This is a genomic window from Lacibacter cauensis (genome assembly GCF_007830055.1).
Lineage (GTDB): Bacteria > Bacteroidota > Bacteroidia > Chitinophagales > Chitinophagaceae > Lacibacter > Lacibacter cauensis.
The window spans coordinates 657,681-677,716 of the sequence record NZ_VLLE01000005.1 but is presented as its reverse complement, the minus strand read 5'-3'; the positions used below and the strand labels follow the sequence as shown (position 1 = coordinate 677,716).

Below are 20,036 nucleotides of genomic sequence, written 5' to 3'. Positions count from 1 at the left end.
ATCGATTCATATGCGTGTATTAAGTATAGGCAATAGGATAGCTCCACTCAAGTAGAGCGTTATTTAAAAAACCGGCTTTTTAATTGATTATTTTATTATTCTGCTATGTATTCAAGTACGTCTCCAGGTTGACAGTTTAATACTTTACAAATGGCTTCAAGTGTATCAAAACGGATACCTTTTGCTTTACCCGTTTTCAGTATCGAAAGATTGGCCGGCGTTATCCCTAACTGTTCTGCCAATTCTTTCGATTGCATCTTACGCTTTGCAAGCATAACATCTACGTTTACAATAATTGGCATGGCTATATAAATAAATCTTGTTCGTTTTGTAATTGAAGACCTTGCTTAAAAATGGCTGCTACCATCCAGGTAAAAATGCCAAAGATGCCATGGATAACCGCCAGAAGCCATATCATATTAATTATTTCTACAAAAAAACTGCTGATGATAATGGCAGGAAAAGGTATGAACCAGTTAAACAGGTAGAATTTTTTCAACTCTGACAAATTGTGGTGCGTAAACAGTTTTGTTTTAGAAAAGACTGCAAACAGATTTCCAGTCAGCCAAAAAAAGAAAGCATATAAAAATAGCGGCAGCAGAAAAGAGAAAACGATATAATTGGCATTGTTGTCAACATTTAAAAAAGGCTTTTGAGAAAAAGGATAATTGATGTGTAGATATTGGCCATCGCCATAGGGAGTAACACAGCATTTTGTTCCCAGACATAGAACGCTGTAAACAGCCATGATGAAATAAGCTATAGCCAATATGCGGCTAAGCAATGTGATAATTTTTGCGGTAAGCGTTGTTTTACCCATGCTTCAAACATTTGAATGATTACTCAAACATAGAAATTAATTATCGTAAAACAATAATTAATTAAATATTTATTCTAAACTTCAAGTTTAAACAACCCAAACAGTTCTCCTTTTTTAAACCCTCGGTTATTCAGAATAAAATAGCCACTTCTTTTTCCCGTTCAGGTTATGTCTGTTTTCGCGAGCTTCAATTTGTCTTTCAGTATTTTCATATCATCACTTACTTTTCGATCCAGAATTTTCGCATAGTGCTGTGTGGTGCGCAGATTCTTATGTCCTAACATCTTACTTACACTTTCGATTGACACGCCATTGGTCAATGTAACAGTCGTAGCAAATGTGTGTCGCGCGATATGAAACGTCAGCAACTTATTGATCCCACAAACATCTGCCAGCTCTTTTAGATACGCATTCATTTTTTGATTACTGACAACAGGAAGCAGTTTGTCTGTATCATCTCCCATGGCTTGATTGCTGTATTTGGAGATAATTTGTTCTGCCACCGGAAGTAATGGGATATTTGAAGCAGTATCTGTTTTCTGCCTGCTGGTATAAATCCATTTTTCGCCATCAATACCAGTTACAACATTGCGTCTGGTTAATTTTTTTACGTCAACGTAAGCAAGGCCTGTAAAACAACTGAACAGAAAAATATCCCGTACCTGGTTTAAGCGTTCTGTTGCAAATTTCTTTTCCAACAAAGTCTGTATTTCTTCTTCAACCAGAAAGACTCTTTTGACTTCTTTCACTTTTGCTTTATAGTTAGCAAGCGGGTTTTTCTCCAGCCAACCGTTGGACAAACAGATGCGAATGATCTTTCCAAAGTTTTTAATGTATTTCACTGCCGAATTGTTTGCGCATTTGCGTACACTTCGCAGATAAAATTCATAGTCAACAACAAAGTCATGATCGATTTTACGCACATCAATATCGGGCAATTGATATTTCCAGTTTAAAAAATCAAGGGTATGCTTTAAGGATGTAGTGTAGCGCTCTAATGTTCCGGCTGCATAATCTCTGCCGACAAGCGCTTTTACCTGGTCATTATGCTTTTTAAAAATTTCAATAAGCATATGACACTGCTGGTTTATTTCCCGGCCGGTTAAGATGGTTTTGATATTTTCAGCGGTGACCGGTTGATCATTATCCATTAATTCTTTTCTCGCATCATAAACCTTACGTTGTAAAATATCCAGTAACTGATTAAGTGATTTGGCAACATCTGTTTTACCGGATGCTCTTCCCACTTCGCTGTTCCAGATACCCGGATGACAATGTTGCTTAACACTCAGTTCAACACGGCTACTGTTCACCGTTATACGCATGTAAACAGGTACTTCACCTGTACTGTAATGCTTCGGTTTTTTCAGATAAAAAATCACTCCGAAACTCTTTTCCATAAACGCTTTCATTTAAACAGTTAAAAATACCCTGCAAAAAGCAGGAAATCCAGAGTTCGGTTCTTATAAACTGTTAATAAACAGGCGTTTGTGTAAGTTCTGGTGAGTCTTTGTAAAGTAAAATATGACTCACCGAATTACTCACCAAACTATAGCCATAAAGAGGGGTAAAATGGGGTAAGTCTAAAAAGCAAAAAGCCCGCAAATGCTTGATTTTGCAGGCTTTTTTAATTTATTCCAATTGTATTTAACTGGTTTTGGCGGAGAGAGAGGGATTCGAACCCCCGGACCTGTGACAGTCAACGGTTTTCAAGACCGCCGCATTCGACCGCTCTGCCATCTCTCCGCGGCAAAAGTAAGGGTACAGATTATTTCTCCCAAATTCTTACAAAAAGAAATTAAAATGGGCGGCTGAAACAGCCGCCCACAAAGGATTCTAGCCAAAATATTTTTTTAACCTTTAGGCTCTGTTTCTTCCACTTTATCTACCACCACCACCAAATCGCTCAAACTTACGGTAATGGGAATAGCTCCTAACTGCACCACGGCATTCTTGCCCTTCAATTCTTTAACCACACCAACCTGCCGGTTCTTCATCATTTTTACTTTTACGCCGGGCTTAATTTCACCACCCACTTCCTTGAACTTTTCGCTGAGCTTTTTATCTTTTTTCTCCGCCACCTGTTTCTGCCTTTGATCGAACAACAAAGCATTGATCTGCTTCATCACTTCCTGTTTATTATCGCTCCGCTTCCACTCCTGCACAATGGCTTTGAGCTTACGGTCCATATCTTTCAAATAAGCAATCCGGTCTTCGGTAATTTTATTCTGCTGCTTCAACAGCTCCACCTGTTGCTGGTGCCGTTCTTTATTGAGCACCTGTTCCATTTCACGCTTCAGCCGTTCATTTTCTTTCAGCAAACGATTCAACTCTTTTTCTTTTTTCTCCACCTGCCGTAAATCGTTCTCTGCTGTATTGAGTAATTTATCTAAACGGAAATGATCCTCATCTACCAATGCCCGTGCACGGTCGATGAGTTTTTTATCAAGTCCAATGCGTTCTGCAATAGCAAACGTGTAGGAGCTGCCAGGCTTACCAATGATGAGTTTATACAATGGCTGTAAACTCTTTTCATCAAAACTCATCGCACCGTTTATGATACCCGGTGTATGATTAGCCATCACTTTTAAGTTGAGGTAGTGTGTAGTAACAATACCCAGCGAATGTTTTTTTACCAGCTCCTGCATAATCACTTCGGCAAATGCACCTCCAAGGTTGGGATCACTACCGCTGCCCAACTCATCAATGAAAAACAGTGTGCGGCCATTAGCTGTTTCCATGAAATGTTTCATGTGCAACAGGTGACTGCTGTATGTACTCAGATCGTATTCGATACTTTGCGTATCGCCGATGTGGATCATGATCTGTTTAAAAATACCAAACTCACTTTCAGGATGCACCGGCACCAGCAAACCACTCTGCACCATTAACTGCATTAAGCCCACGGTTTTCATGGTAACTGTTTTACCCCCGGCGTTTGGACCGGAAATGACCAGTATCCTGCTCTTTTCATCCAAACGGATTTGAGTAGGTATCGTTGGCTTTTGATTTTTTTTATTGTACAGTAACAACAAGGGGTGATACGCATCTTTCAGTTGAATTACCGCTTTATCAGTAAGCATAGGATAGTTTGCCTGCATATCCACACCCAGCTTGGCCTTTGCACGAATAAAATCATACTCACCTAAAATGGTATGATAGGTTGTAAGCAAGGCTGCATATACCGAAAGCTGTTGGGTAAGCTCACGTAAAATGCGGTATACTTCCCTGCGTTCTTCGTTTTCTAAACTGAAAATATCGTTGTTCAGTTCAATGGTTTCTTCGGGTTCAATAAATACTGTTCGCCTGCTTTCACTTTCGCCATGCAAAATACCTTTAACCTGGCGTTTCTGTTCGGCATACAACGCCACCACTCTTCGGCCGCTCAAAAACGATTCTTCAATATCTGCTACGTAACCCTGCTTCTGTAATTTCTTCAATACTTTTTCAAACTCTTTCCGCAATTCATTCCGCTTGCGGTATAAATTCATACGGATACTGCTCAACTCTTCACTCGCATCATCTTTTACCATGCCACCGGTATCGAGCACATCATCAATCAACTCCAGAATTACTTTTTCGTAGTACGTTCCTTCAATTACCTGCGTTAATGCGGGATACGCCAATCGTCTGTCACTGTCAAACCAACGGAAAACACTTTGCATATTTTCTGCCAGTTTACGGATCTGCATAAACTGCTCTTCCGTTAACACCGCACCGGCAATGCTCAGCAACTTTAATTCTTTCGAGAGGTTTAAAATATAATCCGTCGGAAAATATTGCCCTTGCTGTGTTATCAGCATCATTTCATAACTCTGCTGCAACTCCAGTTGTATGTACTCCTTACGTGTATGAATACGGAGATTCTGGGCCTTCGCTTTTGCATATTCTGTTTTACAATGCTCAAACAACAACGCCTTTACTTTATCAAACTCCAACTGCACTAATGCCGATTCCGGAAAAAACTTTATCACAGAAAACCACTTTTTTGTTGCCGGCAAAGGTAATTCTTCTCATCGTTCCTTGTGTCACTCCCTTGTACTGCAATGCAAGCTGCAACAGGGTTCCCGTTCTACATTTGCGACAGTTATGTAATATTGCTGCAAATAACACAGGATATGCGCTATTGTTTACTTATTTTCGTATGGATGCCTTTTTGTACCAACGCCCAGCAGACGTACGAAGATTCTGTTTCGCTGTACCTGAAAAAGTATGTAGCCGAACACGAAGTGGTTACAGGTGCCGACAAGGAAAAGATGAAATTTTACCCCGTAACCAAACTTTACCGGATTACTGCTGCGTTCAAACAAAAAGAAAACAGTCCCTGGTTTTGGATGAACACTTCGGGTAAAGAAAAAAAGCAGTACCGTGTATATGGCGAACTTTCTTTTAAGGTGCACGATACTGCCGTTACGTTGCAGGTGTATCAATCCCGTAGTTTGTTGGGTTCTGAGAAATACAAAGACTACCTGTTTATTCCGTTTACCGATAAAACATCGGGAAGTGAAACGTATGGCGGCGGCCGCTACATCGATCTGGTACTTGCCGACATTGTTAACAACAGCTACACCATCGACTTTAATAAAGCTTATAATCCCTATTGCGCCTACACAGCGGGGTACAACTGTCCAATTCCTCCGCAGGAAAACGATTTACCTGTTGCTATTAAAGCAGGTGAACTGAATTTTATGAAGCATTAGCGGCATTTCTGTCGTAATCTTTCTACAAGCCCTGCCTCTTTCGTTAAAGCAAGTTTAAAATCTGTAAATTGTCAGCCCGGCAACAATGAACAGAAATCTTTCGGCACAATTTTGAACGTACATTAGATGTTGCAAAAAACAACGAACGATATGTGGAGTAAATTTCTCTTGAGTATTTTGGCAACAGCAGGATCGTTTCAGTTTTTTTCCTGCGTTACCAGCGAACCGAATAATAAGACTATGAGCGACAATATTTCGACTGTGGCATTTACCGGCAGCAAGTCGGGTGAAGAAGTAAGTACCGACACTGCAACATTTGGAGCAGGTTGTTTCTGGTGTGTAGAAGCCATTTTTCAACAGGTAGAAGGAGTATTAAAAGTAAGCAGCGGTTATTGCGGTGGCCATGTTATTAATCCTACCTACGAAGAAGTATGCAGCAAAACAACAGGTCATGCAGAAGTGGCGCAAATCGTATTCGATCCGAAAAAAATAAGTTACGACGAACTGTTGGAAATTTTCTGGCAAACACACGACCCTACTACCTTAAACAGGCAGGGCAACGATGAAGGACCGCAATACCGTAGTGCTGTTTTTTATCATAACGCCGAGCAAAAACAAAAAGCCGAGCATTATAAAGAAGAACTCAATAAAAGTGGTGCTTTCAGCAAACCGATTGTAACAACCATTGAGCAGTACAAGAATTACAGCGAGGCTGAAAACTATCACCAGAATTATTACAACCTTAATAAGAACACAAATCCTTATTGCTACTACGTGATTAAACCCAAACTCGATAAGTTTGAGAAAGTGTTTAAGAATAAGATGAGGAAAAATTAATGCTGATTTCTGATGTAGGATGTCGGATTTAAGATATGCTGATCGGGCTGATTATACATCAGAAATCATACATCCAAAATCCTACATAATTTTCACTCTCCGCAGCTCCAGCCAGTTTAATGCATTGGGCCGAAAACCTTTTACATTCGGTTGAACTAAATGTATGACCATATCGTACCACAACGGTACAACAGGTGCATCCTGCACGATTAGTTGATCCATTTGCTGATACAGGCTGTACCGGATTGAATCGTTCGGTTCTTTGGTTGATCGTTCGTACAACACATCGAACAACGGATTTTTATAACGGGTATAATTCGGTGGCGCCGGGTTCTTGCCGTAAAATACACTCAGGTAATTTTCTGCATCGGGATAATCAGCAATCCAGCTGCCACGAAAAAACAAAGCTTCACTTTTTGCCGTTTGCGTAAGCAACAAACTTTTTTGTACCGCTTCCACTTTTACATTCAAACCAATATCCTGCAACTGACGGGCAATGTAGCTGCCGAGGTCGGCATAAATGGGAATGGTCAATAGTTTTATTTCGGGTACTTGCTTGCCGTTACCAAAGCCTGCTTCCTTCAACAATGCTTTTGCTTTTTGCGGATTGTAGCTGTACCCTTTTACAACAGCAGAATCGAAACTGGGCAAGCCTGTTGGCACAAATCCGCTTTCGGCTGCCGTGCCAATGGAGTTGCGTAAGTACAACATCATTTTCCTGCGGTCGAATCCATAATTAATTGCCTGGCGGATTGCTTTCAATTTCAACGGCGAATTATTTACAAGTGAATTCGAAGAATCAACCAAGATACCAATGTATTCGATGTTGAGATAAGGATGTTTGTTCAGTACAACTTTTCCTTTCCAGCTATCACGCAACTCTCCTTTTTTACTCAACACTTCATCCTTGAACGATGCATCAATATCATTAATGAAATGCAGGTTGCCTTGCCTGAACTCCATAAACTCACTGGCCTTGCTGTCGAGAAAACTTACTTTCACACCATCTACATACGGCAAACGTTTACCGGTACTGTCGGTTTCAAAATAGTTGGGATTACGTTCCAGTATCAAGGCCTGTCCTTCTTCCCATGCTTTAAATTGAAAAGGTCCGCTGCCACAGGGGTTACGGCGAAAATCAACACCATACTTTTCCACCACTTCTTTCGGCACAATGGAACAATATACATTACTCAACACACCTAATATCTGAACAAATGGTTTTTGCAGGTTGATGCGAAAGGTTGTATCATCCAGTGCTTCAAACCCTTTCAAAGTATCAATACGGTTATTAAAGATCCATGCGCCGGGGCTTGCAGTTGCCTTATCTATCAATCGTTGAAAGCTGTATACCACATCAGCTGCAACAACTCTTCTACCCTTACCGTTTGCAAACGCAGCATTGTCGTGAAAGAACACATCATTCCGCAAATGAAACGTAATCTGCAAACGATCTGTACTGATGTCCCAGCTTTTTGCTACCGATGGAACAATGTGCAATTGTTCATCTGTTTCCACCAAGGTGCTGTACAATTGATGCGTAGCCCATATAACCGATTGGCTTTTTGCAAAAGCCGGATCAAGAGAGCTGATGCCGCTCACTTCGTTGTACTTGAAAAAATGGGCATCGTTCTGCCGGCGTTTGCCGCAAGCCAGCAACAGCATTGCACTAAAGCATACCATTAACACTTGCGGAACCAGCCTTTGTATATTTTCCGGTTTGTACATAAATAATTCCTGCTAAATTTAGCCTCAAATAATTCCCGGTGAAAAAAAATCATTTGCTTCTGTGCCTGTTTTCCTGTTTTACAGTTTTATCAACAGCCAATGCCCAGTTATTAGAAAACGAAACAACGTTTACAAAACAAGATACCTTGCGTGGCAGCATTACGCCGGGGCGTGTTTGGTGGGATGTAGTGAAGTATGATCTTGCTGTAACGCCCAACTTCGACAAGTTTACACTCAGCGGCACAACGGTTATTTCTTTTCGACTGGTAAAAAAGCCGGGCAAGCAAATGCAGATCGATCTGCAGGATCCCATGATCATTGACAGTGCTATCCTTAACGGAAAAAAAATGGATTTCCGCAGAGACGGGAACGCTTGGTTTATTGATATTCCAAAAGGACGTTTACCGAAATCTTCAAAATCGGTAAACGATGTGCATGAGTTACGCATCGTTTATCACGGTGTGCCCAAGCCGGCCTTACGTGCACCTTGGGATGGTGGTATTGTGTGGAAGAAAGATAAAAACGGCAACCCATGGATCAACGTTGCCTGCCAGGGTTTAGGTGCAAGTGTGTGGTGGCCTTGTAAAGATCACCAGAGCGATGAACCGGATAATGGTGTAACCATCAGCGTTACTACGCCCGATACATTAATGAACGTTTCGAACGGCAGATTTCAAAATGTAACCAATGATGGCAACGGCCATAAAACATGGACATGGGCTGTTACGCAACCCATCAACCTGTACAATGTAACCATGAACGTAGGCAAGTATGTACACTTCAGCGACACACTGCAAGGCGAAAAAGGAAAACTTGATCTGGATTATTATGTACTCGATTACAACCTGGAAAAAGCAAAAAAACAATTTGAACAGGTGAAGCCAATGTTGCGTGCATTTGAATATTGGTTTGGTCCCTATCCTTTTTATGAAGATGGATATAAGCTTGTAGAAAGTCATCACCTCGGCATGGAGCACCAGAGTGCAGTCGCTTACGGTAACGAATACATGAATGGATACAAAGGCAATGATTTAAGTGGAACCGGCTGGGGTAAGAAATTCGATTTCATCATTATTCATGAAAGCGGACATGAGTGGTATGGCAACAACATCAGCAGTAAAGATATTGCCGATATGTGGGTACACGAAGGCTTTACCAATTACAGTGAAACATTGTACACCGATTATCTGTATGGTGAAGAAGCAGGTAATGCTTACCTCCAGGGCATCCGCCGTAACATCCGCAACGATCGCCCCATTATAGGCAAATACAATTTGAATAATGAAGGCAGTGGGGATATGTATCCGAAAGCCGCCAACATGATTCATATGGTGCGCCAGATCATTGGCGATAAAAGTACGTTCCGTTTGCTGCTGCGTGATATGAATGAAAAATATTATCACAAAACAGTTACATCAGCAGAAATTGAAGATTTTATGTCGAAGCGTACAGGATACAATCTTTCAAAAATGTTCGATCAATACCTGCGCACAACACAAGTACCTACGCTGGAATATTACCTGAGCACCGAAAATGCTTCGCAGGTATTGTATTACCGCTGGAGTAATTGTGTAAAAGGCTTCAACATGCCCATTCGTTTACCAGGCAACAGCAATGGCAAGTATGGCTTAATGCTGGCTACAGAAAACTGGCAGCGCATGCGCACCAATTTTAATGAAGGCGAAGATCTGGGCAAACTGATGGACAAGAATTTTTATGTAAACTATAAGAAGGTTAAATAATATCTTCGGTCGCATATGGGACAAATCAGGAAACAAGCCATACTCTCCAGCATCGTCATTTATATTGGCTTCTTTATTGGCTTTATCAATACCTGGTTTTTTATACGCAGCGGCGAACATGCATTTACTCCGGAACAATACGGTTTAACCCGTTTGTTTTTTGATGTTGGTCAGTTGATGTATGCAGTTTCGGCATTTGGTGTAGTAGCAGTGGTGTATAAATTCTTTCCGTATTACAAAGACAACCTGCAGAAAAAAGAAAACGACCTCTATACCTGGCTTTTACTGATACCTATGCTGGGCTTTGTGTTAGTAATTGCAGGAGGCCTGTTGTTTGAACCATTAATTGTACGAAAGTTCAGTGCACGATCTTCCATTTTTGTTGACTACTACCATTGGACTTTTGTATTTGGATTTGGCACCTTACTTTTTTCAATACTGGAAAGCTTTGCATGGACGTTTCAAAAAACCATTTACTCCAACTTTTTACGGGAAACAGGTTTGCGTCTGCTTACACTGTTCCTGGTGATGCTTTTCTTTTTTAACATCATTGCGTTCGATGGGTTTATTAAGTTATTCTCATTGATGTTTCTGGCCATTGCACTGCTCCTGTTATTTTACCTGAAGCGTGGAGGCTATTTGCATTTCACTTTCAAACAAAGCAGGGTTACCAAAAAGTTTAAGTGGAAGATGGTTGCATTGTCAAGCTATGTGTACGGCGGTTCTCTCATCATGATTCTTTCGCAGGTAGCAGACAGCATTATCATATCCAGTGTAAGTGAAAACGGCATTAAAGATACGGGCGTATACAATCTTTCATCGTACATCGCCAATCTTATACAAGTTCCGCAACGCAGCATTGTTGCAGTTACCATTGCTGCACTCTCCATTGCATGGAAGAATAAAAACCTTGCAGAAATTGAACGTTTGTACAAACGCACTTCTATTAACTTGTTATTACTTGGCCTATTTATTTTCCTCGGTGTATGGCTGAATGTAGAAGATGCATTTGATCTGCTGAAAATTCAAGGAGACTATAAAGCAGGATTGATGGTGGTGTTTATTCTTGGTATTACCAAACTGATTGATGCAGGCACAGGAGTAAACGGACAGATCATTGCCACTTCCATCCACTGGCGATTTGAGTTTTTTACAGGAGTTATTTTAATCCTTTTGATATTACCGTTGAACTATATCCTGGTAAAACAGTACGGTATTGTTGGGAGTGCCTATGCTAATTTGATATCCTTTGTTATTTACAACGCCATCCGTTATGCTTTTTTGTTACGAAAGTATAAACTGCAACCCTTCAGCAGCAAAACCATACTTGCGCTTATAACTGGAGCTGCGGCTTATTTCATCAGCTATTATTTATTCAACAGCATGAACGGATGGACAGGTGTTTTCCTGCGCAGCAGTTTATTCGCCGGTATTTTTATTGCTGCTGTATTTGCATTAAAACTCACACCCGATGCCATGCAGTTGGTAGATGTGGTGAAGAAAAGATTTGGGAAGAAGTGATTGGTGAATGGTGAGTAGTGAGCAATCCTGAGCGGAGTCGAAGGACGGTTTAATCAATCGAGCGCAGTCGAGAGTGACGGCTAAATCCTACATCCTAAATCAGCCAGCTCTAAAATTTCTTCAAATCATTCAACGCTACTCTGCCTTCATAAATCGCTTTGCCCACAATTACACCGGCACAACCAATGTTTGCCAGTTCATCTAAATCGTTCATGGAGCTTACACCACCGCTGGCGATAAAATGCAGCTGCGGGAATTTCTGCAGAATGTTTTTGTAGAGTTCAGTTGATGGACCTTCCAGGCGACCATCCTTACTTACATCGGTGCAGAAGATTTGCTGTACACCGTGATTGATATATTTTTCAATAAAGTCGTAGATCCAGATATCGGTTGTTTCCAACCAGCCACCAACAGCAATCTTTTCATTTTTCACATCAGCACCTAATAAAAACTTAGCAGCTCCAAATTGTTTTAACCATGAAACAAACGTTGCTTCATCTTTCACCGCAATACTGCCAACTGTTGCCAATGCAGCACCGGAGTTGAACACAATGTTTACATCTTCTGCTTTTTTAATACCGCCGCCAAAGTCAATCACCAGTGAGGTTTTTGCAGCAATCGTCTCCAGCACTTTCCAGTTTTTAACCGCACCGGCTTTTGCACCATCCAGATCAACCAAGTGCAAACGTTGCAATCCTGCATCTTCAAATTCTTTGGCAACTTCTAAAGGATGTTCGTTGTAAATTTTCTTTTGTGCATAGTCGCCTTCTGTTAACCGTACACATTTGCCGTCTATAATGTCAATGGCTGGTATTATCTGCATTATCAATTATGAATTATTCAATTATTAATTACAAGTCCAGAAAGTTTTTCAGTATCAACTCTCCCACCTTTGCGCTTTTCTCTGTATGAAACTGTACACCGTAGAAATTATCTTTCTGTACGGCACCTGCATATTCCAAACCATAATTGCTAGTTGCAATACAGTACGGATTCATTTCGGCATAATAGCTGTGTACGTAATACACATAACTATGCTCCGGCACATTGTTGAACAGATCAGTTTTTAAATTGTAAATATCATTCCAGCCCACCTGCGGAACCTTGATGGGAATATCCGGGCTGATCTCTTCACTCTTAAACAACTTCACCTTCGCAGGAATAATCCCCAAACACTCTGTATCACTTTCTTCCGAATGTTCAAATAACAATTGCATGCCTACGCAAATGCCCAGCACCGGTTGCTTCAGCTGTTTAATGATCGTATCCAGTCCTTTCTCCTTCAAACTATCCATGGCACTGCGTGCAGCACCCACTCCGGGAAAGATCACTTTATCAGCAGCAAACAATTCGTCTTGATCGTCCGTCACTTTTGCATCCACACCCAATCGTTCCAATGCAAACAGCACCGACTGAATATTTCCTGCGTTGTATTTTACAATTGCTAAATTCATTTCAACACTCCTTCTAAAAATGCTTTTGTAGTTGCTGCCACATTATTCGTGCCTTCCAATGCTTTAATATACGCTGTACCGATGATAGCACCGTTTGCATGCGCACAAGCCGTATCAAATGTTTGCTTGTCTTTAATACCAAAACCCACCAGTACAGGATTGTTCAACTGCATGGCTTTTAGTTTTTGCAGGTATGCATTTACATCGGTCATGTTCTTATCACTTCCTGTAGTTGATGATGATGAAACGGCATATAAAAAGCCCGTGCTTAAACTGTCGAGTTTTTTAATACGCTCCTCACTCGTTTCCGGTGTAACAAGAAAAATAAAATCCAATCCATTTGCTTTGATGATGGCACCATACTCTGTTTCAAATTCATACTCCGGCAAATCAGGCAAAATCAAACCATCTACACCAACGGCGGCTGCCTCTTTACAAAAACGTTCGAAACCATATTGCAACACCGGGTTCATGTAGCCCATTAAAATAATGGGAACATTTATTTCTTTTCGTGCATCTTTCAATTGCGCAAACAGTGTTTCAATGGTCATACCATTTGCAAGAGCAATGGTGCTGCTGTGCTGTATCACCGGACCATCAGCTAGCGGATCACTGTACGGCATACCGAGTTCAATTAAATCAGCACCGTTGTCCTGTAATGCTTTCATTACATCCAATGTGCTGTTCAACTGCGGATAACCTGCAGTGCAGTACACATTCAAAACTCGGTTACTTTTTCGTTCAAATAAATCTTTTATTCTGCTCATATTTTTACCACGGAGCCACAGAGTGCACGGAGAAACTCTGTGGCTCCGTGCCTCTGTGGTTAATTTATAAATGATTCATATACGTCGCCAGATCCTTATCGCCTCTTCCGCTCAAACAAATGATCACCTGGTCGTCTGTTTTAAATGGATGATTGTGCAACACGGCAAACGCATGTGCTGTTTCCAACGCCGGAATAATTCCTTCCAGCTTACTTACCTCAAAAGCTGCAGCCAACGCTTCTTCATCTGTTGCACTCAAGAAAATACCACGACCGCTGTCAAATAAATTTGCATGCATCGGACCAATACCGGGGTAATCCAAACCCGCCGAAATACTATGCGGCTCCACCACCTGTCCATCTGCTGTTTGCATCAACAAACTTTTACTGCCATGCAAAATACCCGGCTTGCCCAGTTGTGTCGTTGCAGCACTCATGCCGCTGTTTACACCATGCCCCGCTGCTTCCACTGCAATCAACTGCACACTCAACTCATCCAGGAAATGATAGAACGCACCGGCTGCATTACTGCCGCCACCCACGCAAGCCATTACATGCGTAGGCAAATCAGTACCCGTGTGTTCTTTCAACTGCCAACGCATTTCTTCACTGATCACACTCTGAAACTTTGCCACCATATCAGGATACGGATGCGGACCTACCACACTGCCGATGATGTAATGCGTATCGTTGGGATTATTGATCCAGTCACGAATGGCTTCATTCGTTGCATCTTTTAATGTTTTACTTCCGCTCGTTGCAGGTACTACTTTTGCTCCCAGCATTTTCATACGGGCCACATTCGGTGCCTGGCGTTCAATATCTTTTTCGCCCATGTACACAATGCACTCCACGCCTTTCAAGGCGCACACGGTTGCCGTTGCCACACCATGTTGCCCGGCACCTGTTTCTGCAATGATGCGTTTCTTGCCCAATCGTTCGGCTAATAAAATTTGTCCCACCGTATTGTTGATCTTATGCGCACCGGTATGACAAAGATCTTCCCGCTTCAACCAGATATTGGTGTTGAATTGTTTGCTCAGCCGCTTGGCATAAAATAACGGTGTCGGACGACCGACATAATCTTTCAGCAACGCTCTGAACTCTTTTTGAAAAGCAGCATCGCTCATAATATCGAGGTAACGGCTCTGCAGTTCCTCCACATTCCGATGCAGCATTTCAGGAATATACGCTCCACCGAACTTTCCGTAATAACCTTGCGCAGAAGGTTTTTGATATGTTGTTTCCATCATTTTATATTTTAATGATACCAGCTTTTGTTTTTCATAGCATCAACTGTTGCGTCGCAATCCTTTCATCAGTTGTGCAAAGAGCATCAATTTTCACCCGGCATTTTCTTTGGTTTATTTATTTGCTTCTCATTCTTTTTAGTGTTCTCCTCAACCAATATCCAATCTAAATCTTTACTCAATCTTCGAATCATTACATACAAAGCACCTAATCCAAAATTTCCCCAATGCCCATAATCATCAATCTTTTTTACTGCCCCTTTATAATTAATTACCAGGTGAGAAGTTCCTGCATCATGCACATTTTCTATTTCATAGCGATCATTTAACTCCCAAAGATTTACAGCACATATCAGATTACTAAGGCTATCAAATACTTCTTTTTTCAATTGGCATTGATAAATTCTCTTATTCCCCATATCAAAGTCTTCCCGTCGAAAAGTTCCGTTTCCAAAAACAGTAAAATAGCTATATCGAGAGGAAGCTGCAATCCAATTTGATGTAGTATAGTACTGAACACTTTCAAAACTCTTATTACAAATCGGGACCATGTTTATAAACTCACCCTGATAATAATATAATGTATCAAATCTTAATACCTCCTTCCCAAAATCAGTCGATTGTCTGGCAATAACAAAGTATCTGCTTTCACTATCCCCTTTTATAATTCGTCCAAGCAAATGCTCGTAACGTTGCCAAATATCTTTAACATCATAGCCCCCTGTTGAATTCGATACAAATACTACTATCTTAAAATCGAAATAGTATTTATTCATAATCATGCTTTCAACATAGCTTACAACCAAATCAAGCCTTCCATCGTTATTAAAATCTTCTGTAATTCTTGTCTCTGTTTTAACAGAATCAAACTTTGATTTATTTGGTATCTGCTTTTTCTCTTTAAGATCGAACATAGACGGCAAATAAATCTTCTTAACATCATGACCGGTTTGTTGACTAATAAACACTTTGACCAAAGAATCATTCGTCAACTCTTCTACTTTTAGCTGAGCCTTTGATTGATTAGCAAAGAACCAAATCAATAAAAAAAGTGCCTTTTTCATAATAGTTATTTAGCATAGTTGATGCAGAAACACTTTAGTTTACACAAACTCATCAACCATTATTCAGCTAATCTACCTAGCAGTTATAATCAGCATACCGTCATGCCGAGGCACGAGGCATCTCCAAAAATTCATACCGCTTTTATTCAGTCATCATCTCGATCATTCATACAACTTCAAACTTAAGAGATGTCTCCTTCGTCGACATGACAGATTCAGCACGCTCATTCTTTTCAACCATCACTAACAGTCAAGATCTTCTTTCTTCTTACTTCCTACTAACAACTATCGGCTTCACTACCCTCTCACTTCCTCCACAAACTTCTTCACCAATTCCATATCCTTTATACCCGGACTGATCTCAAACTTGCTGTTCATATCCAGTGCAAACAGGTTTTTCGCTACCGGTTCGTTGGCGAATTCTTTTACGGCTGCAGCATCCGTTGGTTCAATGCCGCCACTCAAGAAAAACGGTTTGCCAATATCCAATCCCTTCAACATACTCCAGTCGAACTTTTTGCCGGTACCACCGTATCCTGCTCCCATCGTATCGAACATATACATATCGCAAGCATCCACATAATCTTTAATCTTCCAGGGAATGTTATCATCCTCCGTAATGCGAAATGCTTTGATGGTTTGGATATACTCACTCACTTGTTCGCAAAACCTCGGCGTTTCATCGCCATGTAACTGCACTAGATCCAACCCAAAATTCTCCACATGATTCATAATCTCATCGTACGACGCATTCACAAACACACCCACCTTGTACACTTTCAGCTTTGCCCGTTTCACCTGCGCACCCGTAAGCGTACGCAACACAAACCGGGGCGATTTATGATAGAAGATCATACCGGCAAATTCAACACCCAGATCGCCCAGTTGTTGCAACTGCTCCAGTTCGGTCATGCCGCAGACTTTTATGCGCATACGCTTTGCTTGAAATGGTTTTGTCAGCAAAAGCAATCGTTTCTATCGAATCCGTCAGACGAGGGCGTCAGACGGCAACACCTACTTCATCCCCACTTTAAACTGCAGCACTTTCGCCAGATCCTTTACACCCGGTTCTGTTTCAAATTTACTGTTGATATCAACGCCATAAAAATCGGGATGCTTGAACTTTTTGATCTGTGCAATATCATCTACCCCGATTCCTCCGCTTAAGAAGAAGGGCTTTTCAATTTTACTTTTTGCAAGAATGCTCCAGTCGAATTGCTTTCCCGTTCCACCTTTCTGTTCTCCGGCCTTGGTATCAAACAGGTAATAATCACAAGCTTCATCATAAGGCGCTACCAATGCATCAATATCTTTCACCGATTCATCAATATGAAATACTTTGATCACTTCCACATCTTCGTTCAGGTCGCTGCAAAACTCAGGGGTTTCTTCACCATGCAATTGCACAACATCCAATCCATAATCTTCAATTGCATCCAATATATCACTGTACGACGGATTGATAAACACACCTACTTTCTTCAGATCAAAATCCGCATTCTTGATCGCTTTCTTATCCAGCTTGCCTTCTACATAGCGTGGAGAATCGGGCACAAAAATGAATCCTGCGAAATCAATATCTAATCCATCTAACTGCTGTACTTGTTTTGCTGTGGTAATGCCACATACTTTTATGTTCATTTCTTTTCTTTTAATTGTTGTACAAATGCTGCAAACGCTTTACCGGGGTTTTCTTCTTTCATAAAATTCTCACCAATTAGAAAACCTCTGAACCCATTTGCTTTGAACAGTTGAATATTTTCAACTGAACTGATGCCGCTCTCGGCAACTTTTATCTTCGTATCGGGGATCTGTTTGGCCATCCGCAGACTCCGTTCAATATCCACTTCAAATGTTTTCAGGTTACGGTTGTTGATACCCACGATCTCTGTCTCATTGCAGATATGCTGCAACTCTTCGTCATCGTGAAGCTCAAGCAATACTTCCAGTCCCAGTTGTTTTGCATAAGCAGCCAGGCGTTTTACTTCTTCTCTTGTTAAACAAGCAGCGATGAGCAAAATTACATCGGCTCCCATTGCCTTTGCCTCTTCGATCTGGTATTCATCTACGATAAAATCTTTGCGAAGAATGGGAATATTGTTGATTCTTGCTTTGATGAGATCGGCAGTACTGCCGCCGAAGAATTGTTCATCGGTCAACACACTTAAACAAGATGCGCCATTGTTTGTGTAAGCACTTGTTACTTCCACCACATCAGCTTTGCCATTGATGACACCTTTTGATGGTGATTGACGTTTGAATTCTGCAATAATGCCTGTCTTTGTATCATCGAGTAAAAACTCCTTTAACGAAAGTGTTGCACGTGCATAAAGCGGCTGCTGTTTCAATTCAGTAACACTCGCTTTTGCTTTCCGCTCTTCTACTTCAATTCGTTTTTGCGCAATGATTTTATCTAAAATATTCATATTGTTTTTCTTTGTCCCCTTTGTGTTATCGTTACACAAAGTTCACGGAGGCGTCACGGAGAACACAAAGTTTTAATTGTTTAATTCAATCAACTTCTTTAAACATCCATTAGCTCTTCCGCTTTCCAAACTTTCGACAGCAGCTGCAAATGCATCATCATACGTCTTGTATGCACCGGTGCAATACAAACCCATTGCTGCATTCGCCATCACCACTGCATTCTGCGCCCATGTTCCTTCGCCGCTTAATATTTTGGTAAAGATCTTTGCTGCTTCTTCAATACTGTTACCGCCATGAATATCGGTTTGCTGCACAGAACGTTTGCCCAGCTGCTCCGGCGTCATTACAAATTCACCTTTATTGGTAATAACCTTCGTATCGTTGGTGAGTGATATTTCATCGTATCCATCCAGACTATGAATAATAGTAAACGCATTCTCTGTTTGTTGCAACAGGTAATTATAAATACGGGCCATTTCCAAACTGTATACACCCACCAATTGATACGCTGGTTTTGCAGGATTCACCATTGGGCCAAGCATGTTGAAGAAAGTTCGCATACCAAGGTTCTTGCGGATCGGCCCCACTGTTTTTAAAGCCGGATGAAACATCGGTGCATGCATAAAGCAGATATTCGCTTCTTCCACTTCACGTTTCAGCTGATCGATATTATTCTTGAACTTATAACCTAATTGCTCCATTACATTACTGGCACCACTGATGGTGGATGCACCGTAGTTGCCATGCTTGGCTACTTTTTGTCCGGCTCCGGCTACAATAAAACAAGAGAGTGTAGAAATGTTGAAGGTATTTTTTCCGTCACCACCCGTACCCACAATATCCAGTACTGCATGACCATTGAGATCAACCGGCACACACAATTCCAGCAACGCATCACGAAAACCTTGCAGCTCTTCAATGGTAATACTGCGCATCAAATACACCGTCATAAAAGCAGTGATCTCATGTTCGTTGTACATGGCTTTACCAATGTTCAGCAACACTTCTTTCGCCTGTGCTCTCGACAAACTCTTATGTTCGAATAATAACTGAAGTATCTTTTTCATTTTCAAATTTTCAAATTAAGCCTTCAACCAGTTGCGAAGAATATGTTCTCCTCTCGGCGTCAATACACTCTCCGGATGAAACTGCACGCCCTGCACATCATACGTTTTATGCTGCAAAGCCATAATCATTCCTGTTTCATCTTCGGCAGTAATTTCCAGTTCTGCAGGAAAGCCTTCTTTATTCACCACCCAACTATGATAACGACCAACTTCAATTGTTTCAGGCAGATCATTCAACACTGCATTTTGCTTTTTGGATCTTGGATTCTGGATTTTAATTGGTGTAGCAACTCCATGAAACACAGTTGACAGATTCGTCAGTGTTCCGCCAAATGCTTCACCAATTGCCTGGTGACCTAAACACACACCGAGAATTGATTTTGTTGCTGCGTATTCCTTAATCAACGGCAACAACAAACCTGCTTCTTCCGGAATACCCGGACCCGGTGATAGAATAATTTTATCATACGCCTTTACATGTTCCAAAGGAATCTGATCGTTACGATACACATCCACCTTTGCATGAATGATCTTCTCTACAAGATGGACCAGATTGTACGTAAATGAATCGTAATTATCGAAGACTAATATTTTCATTGTTATTTGGTTCATGGTTAATGGTTCATAGTTCATCGTAAATACCATGAACTATGAACCATG

The 20,036-nt window shown here is 41.1% G+C and carries 19 protein-coding genes and 1 tRNA gene; 4 read left to right on the top strand and 16 right to left on the bottom strand.

All coding sequences use genetic code 11. From position 1 onward, the window contains the following. Positions 1-95: 95 nt before the first annotated feature. The 5 genes from IQ13_RS16645 to IQ13_RS16625 form a co-directional block, all read right to left on the bottom strand. Positions 96-302, bottom strand: a complete 207-nt coding sequence (locus IQ13_RS16645) for a helix-turn-helix domain-containing protein (RefSeq protein ID WP_144887748.1) — start codon at positions 300-302, stop codon at positions 96-98. Positions 303-304: 2 nt separating this feature from the next. Further along, positions 305-820: a DUF2975 domain-containing protein gene (locus tag IQ13_RS16640; protein WP_144887747.1), complete on the bottom strand. Its 516-nt coding sequence runs from the start codon at positions 818-820 to the stop codon at positions 305-307. Positions 821-981: 161 nt separating this feature from the next. After that, positions 982-2,220 carry a site-specific integrase gene (locus IQ13_RS16635; RefSeq protein WP_144887746.1) on the bottom strand — a complete coding sequence of 413 codons (1,239 nt, stop codon included), beginning with the start codon at positions 2,218-2,220 and terminating at the stop codon, positions 982-984. A 258-nt stretch (positions 2,221-2,478) separates the two neighbouring features. Then, positions 2,479-2,566, bottom strand: a tRNA-Ser gene (locus IQ13_RS16630). A gap of 107 nt (positions 2,567-2,673) precedes the next feature. Next, entirely contained in the window at positions 2,674-4,791 is a 2,118-nt protein-coding gene (locus IQ13_RS16625; protein WP_144887775.1) for an endonuclease MutS2, read from the bottom strand. Between the two features lie 75 nt (positions 4,792-4,866). Between IQ13_RS16625 and IQ13_RS16620 the strand changes: the two genes are divergently transcribed. Together IQ13_RS16620 and msrA are read left to right on the top strand one after the other, a co-directional pair. Beyond that, positions 4,867-5,520: a DUF1684 domain-containing protein gene (locus tag IQ13_RS16620; protein WP_199758289.1), complete on the top strand. Its 654-nt coding sequence runs from the start codon at positions 4,867-4,869 to the stop codon at positions 5,518-5,520. 150 nt (positions 5,521-5,670) lie between these two features. Next, positions 5,671-6,357, top strand: a complete 687-nt coding sequence (msrA, locus tag IQ13_RS16615) for a peptide-methionine (S)-S-oxide reductase MsrA (RefSeq protein WP_242009573.1) — start codon at positions 5,671-5,673, stop codon at positions 6,355-6,357. A gap of 81 nt (positions 6,358-6,438) precedes the next feature. On the opposite strand, the gene IQ13_RS16610 is transcribed toward msrA, so the two are convergent. After that, a complete protein-coding gene (locus IQ13_RS16610) occupies positions 6,439-8,085 on the bottom strand; it encodes an ABC transporter substrate-binding protein (protein WP_242009572.1) in 1,647 nt (548 codons plus the stop codon). A gap of 146 nt (positions 8,086-8,231) precedes the next feature. Between IQ13_RS16610 and IQ13_RS16605 the strand changes: the two genes are divergently transcribed. After that, a complete protein-coding gene (locus IQ13_RS16605) occupies positions 8,232-9,827 on the top strand; it encodes a M1 family metallopeptidase (RefSeq protein ID WP_242009571.1) in 1,596 nt (531 codons plus the stop codon). A gap of 15 nt (positions 9,828-9,842) precedes the next feature. Continuing rightward, positions 9,843-11,348, top strand: a complete 1,506-nt coding sequence (locus IQ13_RS16600) for a polysaccharide biosynthesis C-terminal domain-containing protein (protein ID WP_144887743.1) — start codon at positions 9,843-9,845, stop codon at positions 11,346-11,348. Positions 11,349-11,457: 109 nt separating this feature from the next. Here IQ13_RS16600 and hisA read toward each other — a convergent pair whose 3' ends face one another. From hisA to IQ13_RS16550, 10 genes are all read right to left on the bottom strand, one after another. Beyond that, positions 11,458-12,171, bottom strand: a complete 714-nt coding sequence (hisA, locus tag IQ13_RS16595) for a 1-(5-phosphoribosyl)-5-[(5-phosphoribosylamino)methylideneamino]imidazole-4-carboxamide isomerase (protein ID WP_144887742.1) — start codon at positions 12,169-12,171, stop codon at positions 11,458-11,460. A gap of 28 nt (positions 12,172-12,199) precedes the next feature. Continuing rightward, positions 12,200-12,802 carry an imidazole glycerol phosphate synthase subunit HisH gene (gene hisH / locus IQ13_RS16590; protein WP_144887741.1) on the bottom strand — a complete coding sequence of 201 codons (603 nt, stop codon included), beginning with the start codon at positions 12,800-12,802 and terminating at the stop codon, positions 12,200-12,202. Then, positions 12,799-13,569: a tryptophan synthase subunit alpha gene (trpA, locus tag IQ13_RS16585; protein ID WP_144887740.1), complete on the bottom strand. Its 771-nt coding sequence runs from the start codon at positions 13,567-13,569 to the stop codon at positions 12,799-12,801. Before trpA ends, hisH begins: the two co-directional genes overlap by 4 nt. A gap of 64 nt (positions 13,570-13,633) precedes the next feature. Continuing rightward, positions 13,634-14,821 (bottom strand): tryptophan synthase subunit beta, encoded by a 1,188-nt coding sequence (gene trpB / locus IQ13_RS16580; RefSeq protein ID WP_206751766.1) that lies wholly within the window; start codon positions 14,819-14,821, stop codon positions 13,634-13,636. 83 nt (positions 14,822-14,904) lie between these two features. Then, positions 14,905-15,882: a hypothetical protein gene (locus IQ13_RS16575; RefSeq protein ID WP_144887739.1), complete on the bottom strand. Its 978-nt coding sequence runs from the start codon at positions 15,880-15,882 to the stop codon at positions 14,905-14,907. Positions 15,883-16,179: 297 nt separating this feature from the next. Further along, positions 16,180-16,815 (bottom strand): phosphoribosylanthranilate isomerase, encoded by a 636-nt coding sequence (locus IQ13_RS16570; RefSeq protein ID WP_144887738.1) that lies wholly within the window; start codon positions 16,813-16,815, stop codon positions 16,180-16,182. Positions 16,816-16,896: 81 nt separating this feature from the next. After that, entirely contained in the window at positions 16,897-17,523 is a 627-nt protein-coding gene (locus IQ13_RS16565; protein WP_144887737.1) for a phosphoribosylanthranilate isomerase, read from the bottom strand. Continuing rightward, positions 17,520-18,308 (bottom strand): indole-3-glycerol phosphate synthase TrpC, encoded by a 789-nt coding sequence (gene trpC, locus IQ13_RS16560; RefSeq protein WP_144887736.1) that lies wholly within the window; start codon positions 18,306-18,308, stop codon positions 17,520-17,522. The genes IQ13_RS16565 and trpC overlap by 4 nt, the downstream gene beginning before the upstream one ends. A gap of 72 nt (positions 18,309-18,380) precedes the next feature. Beyond that, complete coding sequence (gene trpD, locus IQ13_RS16555) at positions 18,381-19,376, bottom strand: anthranilate phosphoribosyltransferase (RefSeq protein WP_144887735.1); 996 nt, start codon at positions 19,374-19,376, stop codon at positions 18,381-18,383. A 15-nt stretch (positions 19,377-19,391) separates the two neighbouring features. After that, entirely contained in the window at positions 19,392-19,973 is a 582-nt protein-coding gene (locus IQ13_RS16550) for an anthranilate synthase component II (protein WP_144887734.1), read from the bottom strand. Positions 19,974-20,036: the final 63 nt, after the last annotated feature.